Here is a 6,992-nt window from a genome sequence, read left to right on the forward strand (position 1 = left end):
ACCAGGCTGGCTCCGGCGGCAGAAGTCACAATGTCGAAGGCGAAGAGGTGTCTGTGAGGAGCAGATGGAGTACACTCCGACCTGCGAAGGGGGCAGAACATGGCCGTTCCTTTCGCGTCCATTGCTAGCCGCGGAGTTCGGCGTTGAACCCATCCTCAGGACCTGGCGCGAATGGAGACAGCCGCCTCCAAGTTTTATGGGAGGATGGCGAGAGCATGTTCTGCAGAGTTTGGCGTGAGACCCATGCCGGCCAAGGGGTCACCCTACTCGCAGCAATGTCTGCCTCGGAGCACCCATCGCCCGCCATCCTCCATCGTCTCGTACACGAATGCGGGCTGAAGGACGAACTCGACAGCGAGTGGGCGGTGCGACCGCTCGAGATGGTGCACGACCGTGGTCGAACCGTGTTGATGCTTGATGATCCGGGCGGCCAGCCGCTCGCCGCGCTACTCGGCTCCCCACTTGAATTGGGACGCTTCTTGCCCCTCGCGGTCGGCACCGCGACAGCTCTAGGCAAGATTCACCAACGCGGCCTGATCCATAAGGATATCAAGCCAGCCAACATTATGGTCGGCACTGCTGACGGAAATGTGCGGGTTACCGGGTTCGGTATCGCATCGCGCCTCTCACGGGAGCGACAGGCGCCGGAGCCGCCCGAAATGATTGCCGGCACGCTCGCCTACATGGCGCCTGAACAGACTGGCTGGACGAACCGCTCGATCGACGCCCGCAGCGATCTCTATTCATTCGGTGTCACACTTTACCAAATGCTGACGGGCTGCATGCCGTTCACCGCATCTGAACCGATGGAGTGGGTGCACTGCCACCTTGCAAGAAAGCCGGTGCCGCCAAGCCAACGGTTGGACAATGTGCTAGCCCCCGTCTCAGCGATCATCATGAAGCTGCTCGCCAAGACGCCCGAGGAACGTTACCAGACCGCTGGCGGCGTCGAGCGCGATCTGCGACGCTGTCTGGCCGAATGGCAAGCGCGGCGCCGCATCGATGACTTTCCGCTGGGCTTGCAGGATACGCCAGATCGGCTGCTGATCCCCGAGAAGCTGTACGGGCGGGAGCGCGAGATCGCGGCCTTGCATGCCATCTTCGAGCGCATTATCAAGAGCGGTGCGCCGGAGTTGGTGCTGGTCTCCGGATATTCCGGCATCGGCAAATCCTCGGTCGTCAATGAACTGCACAAGGCGCTGGTGCCGTCGCGCAGCCTGTTTGCCTCCGGCAAGTTCGACCAGTATAAGCGCGACATTCCTTATGGGACCCTGGTGCAGGCTTTTCAGGGTCTTGTCAGACATCTTCTCAGCAAGTGCGATGCCGAGTTAGCGAGCTGGCGCCATGCCCTTCTGGAAGCGCTGGGTGCGAACGGGCGACTCATGGTCGATCTCATCCCCGAACTTAAGCCTATCATCGGAGACCAGCCAGTAGTCCCTGAGCTGCCGGCACAGCAGGCACAAAGCCGTTTTCACATGATATTCCAGCGCTTTATAAGCGTATTTGCGCGGCCCGAACACCCATTGGCGCTCTTCCTGGACGATTTGCAATGGCTCGACGCGGCCACGCTCGATTTGCTGGAGAATCTGCTGACGTGGTCGGATGTACAGCACCTTATGGTGATCGGTGCTTATCGCGATAATGAAGTCACTGCAGCCCATCCATTAATGCAGAAGCTTGATGCCATCAAGATCTGTGGGGGAAAGGTCGCGGAGCTCACTCTGGCCCCGCTCGGACGAGAGCATCTCAGACAGTTGATTGCGGACACTCTTCGCTGCGAGTCGGATCGCGTCGCGCCGCTCGCGGAACTGGTGCATGAGAAGACCGGTGGCAACCCGTATTTCGCCATTCAGTTCCTGTCTTCGCTCGCCGAAGAATCGTTACTCACCTTCGATCATGTTGGCGCCTGTTGGTCGTGGGATATCGGGCGCATTCAAGCCAAGGGTTACACCGACAACGTCATTGATCTGATGGTCGAGAAGCTCTCCCGCCTGCCCGCCGAGGCCCAAACTGCTTTGCAGCAGCTGGCTTGTCTTGGAAACGTCGTCGAGATCGCGACCCTTTCGGTGGTCCTGGGGATGGATGAAGAGCAGGTCGACTCGGCGCTGTGGCCAGCCCGCCGTCTGGAGTTGGTCGAGCGTATGGCACGTCACTACCGGTTTGCCCATGATCGTGTTCAGGAGGCCGCCTATTCCCTAATCCCGAAGGAACTGCGCCCCGAGGCGCACCTTCGAATAGGGAGACTGCTCGGGGCGCACACGTCTTCCGAAGAGCGGGACGAGGCCGTCTTTGAACTTCTCAATCAGCTCAATCGCGGCGCAACCTTGATCACCTCGCCAGGCGAGCGCGAGCGATTGGCCGAACTCAACCTTCTCGCAGGTAAACGCTCCAAGGAATCCACGGCCTTTCCCTCAGCTCTTGCCTATCTCGTCGCCGGTACAGCGCTGTTGTCAGAAGACGCCTGGGAACGCCAGCACGAGCTCACCTTCGCGCTCGAGCTTCACCGAGCCGAATGCGAGTTCCTGACCGGATTATTGATAGAAGCCGAGGAGCGGTTAAAAGCGCTGTATTGTCAGGCTCTCACGTCCGTGGAACACGCTGCCATAGCTTGCCTAGGCGTAGATCTCTACACCACCCTCGGTCAGACCGGTCGCGCGGTTGCTGTAGGCCTCGACTACCTTCGGCATCTAGGGGTTGAATGGTCGCCCCATCCGGCCGACGAGGACGTGCGACGCGAATACGAACGAATGTGGTCTTTGCTCGGCAGCCGCGCAATCGAAGAGCTTATCGACCTGCCTTTGATGACGGATGCGAATTCACTCGCGACCGTGGACGTTCTGATTAAAGCGACGCCGGCTGCGCTGTTCTCGGATTGGAACCTTCATTGCCTGTTCTTGTGCAGGACCGTAAATCTCAGCCTTGAGCATGGCAACAGCGATGCTTCGTGCCTCGCTTACACTTTCATCGCAACCGTGCTGGGGCCGCGCTTCGGCAAGTACGACGCGGCGTATCGCTTCGGTTGCTCGGGTCTCCAACTCGTGGAGAAGCATGGGCTGGACCGCTTCAAGGCTCGCGTCTACCTCGTATTCGGAAATCTGGTGAATCCCTGGGCGCGGCATGTCCGTATGGGACCGCCATTCTTGCGGCGTTCTTTCGAAATTGCGCAGCAAACTGGCGACCTCAATTGTGCGGTCTACTGCCGTCAACACCTCATCACAAACCTCCTCGCCTGCGGGAACACACTCGACGAGGTGCAGCGGGAGGCCGAGGCTGGGCTCGAACTCGCGCACCGGGCAAGATTTAGTCAGATTGTCGAGTTCATCACCCCACAGCTCGGGCTGATTCGGACGCTTCGCGGCCTGACCCCGGTGTTCGGCTATATAGACCACGTCGGGTTCGACGAGCAGGGGTTCGAAAAAGGTCTGGAAGCGGATCCGAGCCTGGCGATTACGGCCTGTTGCTTCTGGCTCCACAAGCTGGAAGCGCGCTTCTTCGCTGGCGACCACGCCGCGAGCGTCGCGGCAGCAACGAATGCTGAACGGTTCCTGCGGAGCTTGCCCTTTTTCCTTGAACGAGCCGAGTATCATTTTTACGCCGCGCTGGCGCGGGCTGCGCGTTATGATGCTGTAGGCGCCGGCGAACGTGTCCAGTACCTCGATGCGTTGGTCGCCCATAGTCGTCAGCTTCAGGAGTGGGCAGAGAACTGCCCGGAAAACTTCGAGGACCGCTCGGCGTTGGTCAGCGCCGAGATTGCCCGGATCGAAGGCCGCGAGCTCGATGCCACGAACCTTTACGAACAAGCCATCCGTTCTGCACAGGCAAACGGCTTCGTTCACCACGAGGCGCTCGCCAGTGAGCTTGCGTCCCGCTTCTACGCTGCCCGGGGCTTCGAGATCGCGGCGCACGGCTATCTGCGCAACGCCCGGCATTGCTATCTCCGCTGGGGAGCGCATGGGAAGGTGCGCCAACTCGATGAGTTATTTCCGCACCTCAGAAGGGAAGAACCCGTACCTGCTTCGACGAGCACGATGGCGACGCCTGTCGAGCAACTCGACCTCGCGACCGTAATCAAGGTGTCGCAGGCCATCTCAAGCGCGATTGTGCTGGAGAAGCTGCTGGAAACACTGATGGGCACAGCCATCGAGCAAGCAGGCGCCGAACGAGGCCTGTTGATCCTTTCGCGCGGCGATGAGCTTCGAATCGCCGCGGAAGCCACGACCAGCGACAATCTGGTGGTCGTGCGTCAGCGTGATGAGAGCGTGGCCGCGGGCGTGCTGCCGGATTCGGTGCTTCATTACGTCCTGCGCACTGGAGAGAGCGTTATTCTCGACGATGGCGCCGGCCAGTCCCCCTTTGCCGCCGACCCGTATTTTCGTAGTCGGCATGCTCGTTCGGTTCTTTGCATGCCACTGCTCAATCAGGCCAAGGTCATTGGTGTGCTGTACCTCGAGAACAACCTGGCCCCTAGCATGTTCGCGCCAGGCCGGATCGCGGTGCTGAAGGTGCTTGCCTCGCAGGCGGCTATCTCGCTCGAGAATACCCATTTGTACGAAGAACTCGCGAACCGAGAAGCCAGGATCCGGCGTCTGGTCGATTCCAACGTCATAGGCATTGTCATCTGGGACCTGGACGGACGGCTTCTCGACGCCAACGAGGCGTTTCTCTCCATGGTGCAGTATGGGCGTGAGGATTTGGACGCGGGGCTTCGATGGTTCGACATGACGCCCGCCGAGTGGCAAGAAGTGCACGCCCAGAACGAACTTTTAGAGCTTCAGTCGACCGGCATCATGCAACCCCGCGAAAAGGAGTTCTTTAGGAAAGACCGCAGCCGGGTACCCGTTTTGATCGGCGCAGCGGCATTCGAAGGCCAGCCGAACCAAGGCGTCGCCTATATTCTCGATTTGACAAATCTTAAGCGGGCGGAGGCAGAAGCGCGCGAAAGCGAGCGGCGCTACCAGGAGGTCCAGATGCAACTCGTCCACGGAAACCGCGTCGCAACATTGGGCGAACTGACCGCCTCGATTGCCCATGAGGTCAACCAGCCGATCGCGGCAATCATCCTCAATGCGCAAGTTGCGCTGCGCTTGCTGCAGAGGGTTCCTTCCAATTTGAGAGAAGTCCGAAAGGCTCTTGAAGATATTGCAAAGGACGGCAAGCGATCAGGTGAAGTAATTGATCGGATGCGTGCCCTAATAAAGAAAGCGCCGCCCTCGCGACAAGTCTTAGACGTTAATGAGGCGCTAGGCGAGATCATTGACCTCATCCATGGAGAAGTTGTCAAGAACCGCATCGCGGTGCGGACGCAATTGTGCTGGGACTTGCCGACCGTTCAGGGGGACCGAGTCCAGCTGCAACAAGTTTTCCTGAACTTGATGGTCAACGCTATCGAGGCGATGAGCGAGGTCAACGATGGCAACCGGAATCTGCAGATCAGCACCGAAACAGATGCAAACGGCATACTGGTTAGTATGGGAGACTCGGGTCCAGGCGTGCCCGCGTCCACATTCGAGCGCGTCTTTGATGCGTTCTACACGACCAAGGAAACTGGCTTGGGGGTGGGGCTGTCGATCTGCCGGTCGATCATCGAAGCGCATGGCGGACGCTTGTGGGCGAGTGCAAACGTGCCCCGCGGCACTATGTTTCGATTCACGCTGCCGCTAGACGACGGTCAGTGCGATTGCGATCCCTTTAAGGCTGGGACTGCATGATCTCTGAAGCGATGAGATGATGCACTTTGATTGACCTCAACTGAAAAACGGTTCTGGAACTCGGCAATCATCCGATCAGCGGCGATGCAGAAGCCCACTGCACTCTGCCGAATGGAAGCATTGCTACACCTTCGTGATCGCCAAAGCCTTATCGTGAGGTTTCCGACGGGATCGCGAGCGAGGTGCCCAGGGATTTGTTGACGTCGTCAGGCGTGCCCATGACCCTTACTGCCGCGGGACTAGCGGCCGAGACCCGTTGGCGAAGAAGCCCGATTGCCTGATCACCGAGCGGTGCAGATGGACGCCTTTTTGATCCGCGCTCGGAAAGGAACGGTGTTCGCGTTCGATCCGCCGACGTAAAGGACACGGATATCGACTTGCTGCGCGACCATCTGCTTGCCCATGACGTCAAGCCGGGACCGACCGGTTGACCGACACGGGCGACTTGTCGGCAATCGAGGCGCTGTCCGCTCGGCGCGCCGCTGAGGAAACGCCGACACGATCGTGGCCGGCGCACATAGCCATTCGCAGATCCGTGAGCCCTTGCGGCGGATTGACCAGATCTTGCTAAAGCAATACTCGCTGCCGGTGTTCGTCTCGCACTGAACGGGGACACGTCTTATAGATGACTGCCGGTACCCTGCGGGGATTGCCTTGATCTAGGCGCTGGGCGGCCGAACGCGGGTCCGGCGAGCTCGTCGATACTGCCTGGTCGGCAGGTACGCCTGCGGACTCGCGTGCCCCGCAGCCGGTCCGGAACCACCTCGAAACGGCCGGTACCGGTTCCTCCAAGCGCATTGTCGCGTATCGGCGTTCGCCGGAAGTGCTGAAAAGGCCCCGGATCGCCTCAAGCGCAACCTTGGCCTTGAATTCGGCCGAAAACCGTCTGCGTTTCTTCATGTTGGATCGTTCATTTCATCGGTTGATCCACCTTAGGCCCCTGTCTCAAATCCGGGACCACCTCGCCGTTTGTCGGCAAGACCACTTTAACCACCGCAATCGCGGCAAAGCGGTGGGGGCGCGGCTGGGGTCGCGTTTTGATGATTTTCCAGGCCTGCGGCGTGAAGCTGGTAATGGAACATAGGGCTGCGAGATATCCGACGATCGTAACCGTTTCCATCGATGCAGAGACCATCTCAGGAGCGACCCGGCTCAGAGCTCCGCGCTAGAGCAGAATCTGATCACTCAGGCTCGTATCCTGCGGCGCAGAAGTAGTTTGAGCACTCCTCGGCGGTGAAGCGTGGCAAGGCGTCGCGGATTGCGTCCCAAAGCTCGGGGATGTTG

The 6,992-nt window shown here is 59.6% G+C and carries 2 protein-coding genes and 1 pseudogene; 1 reads left to right on the plus strand and 2 read right to left on the minus strand.

The genetic code is table 11. From position 1 onward, the window contains the following. The first annotated feature begins 215 nt into the window (after positions 1–215). Positions 216–5,708, plus strand: coding sequence for an AAA family ATPase (locus X739_RS143090; protein WP_023795530.1), 5,493 nt, complete (start codon positions 216–218; stop codon positions 5,706–5,708). Between the two features lie 910 nt (positions 5,709–6,618). Here X739_RS143090 and X739_RS143085 read toward each other — a convergent pair. Together X739_RS143085 and X739_RS1000000170690 are read right to left on the minus strand one after the other, a co-directional pair. Next, positions 6,619–6,843, minus strand: coding sequence for a PQ-loop domain-containing transporter (locus X739_RS143085; RefSeq protein WP_348625771.1), 225 nt, complete (start codon positions 6,841–6,843; stop codon positions 6,619–6,621). A gap of 46 nt (positions 6,844–6,889) precedes the next feature. Beyond that, a pseudogene (locus tag X739_RS1000000170690) lies at positions 6,890–6,992 on the minus strand (IS630 family transposase); the annotation flags it as partial.

The sequence above is a fragment of the Mesorhizobium sp. LNHC209A00 genome (assembly GCF_000502915.1).
GTDB lineage: Bacteria > Pseudomonadota > Alphaproteobacteria > Rhizobiales > Rhizobiaceae > Mesorhizobium.

Coding starts and splice junctions, on each gene's coding strand:
- X739_RS143090 (WP_023795530.1), top strand. CDS start 216: ATGTTCTGCAGAGTTTGGCGTGAGACCCATGCCGGCCAAGGGGTCACC.
- X739_RS143085 (WP_348625771.1), bottom strand. CDS start 6,843: ATGGTCTCTGCATCGATGGAAACGGTTACGATCGTCGGATATCTCGCA.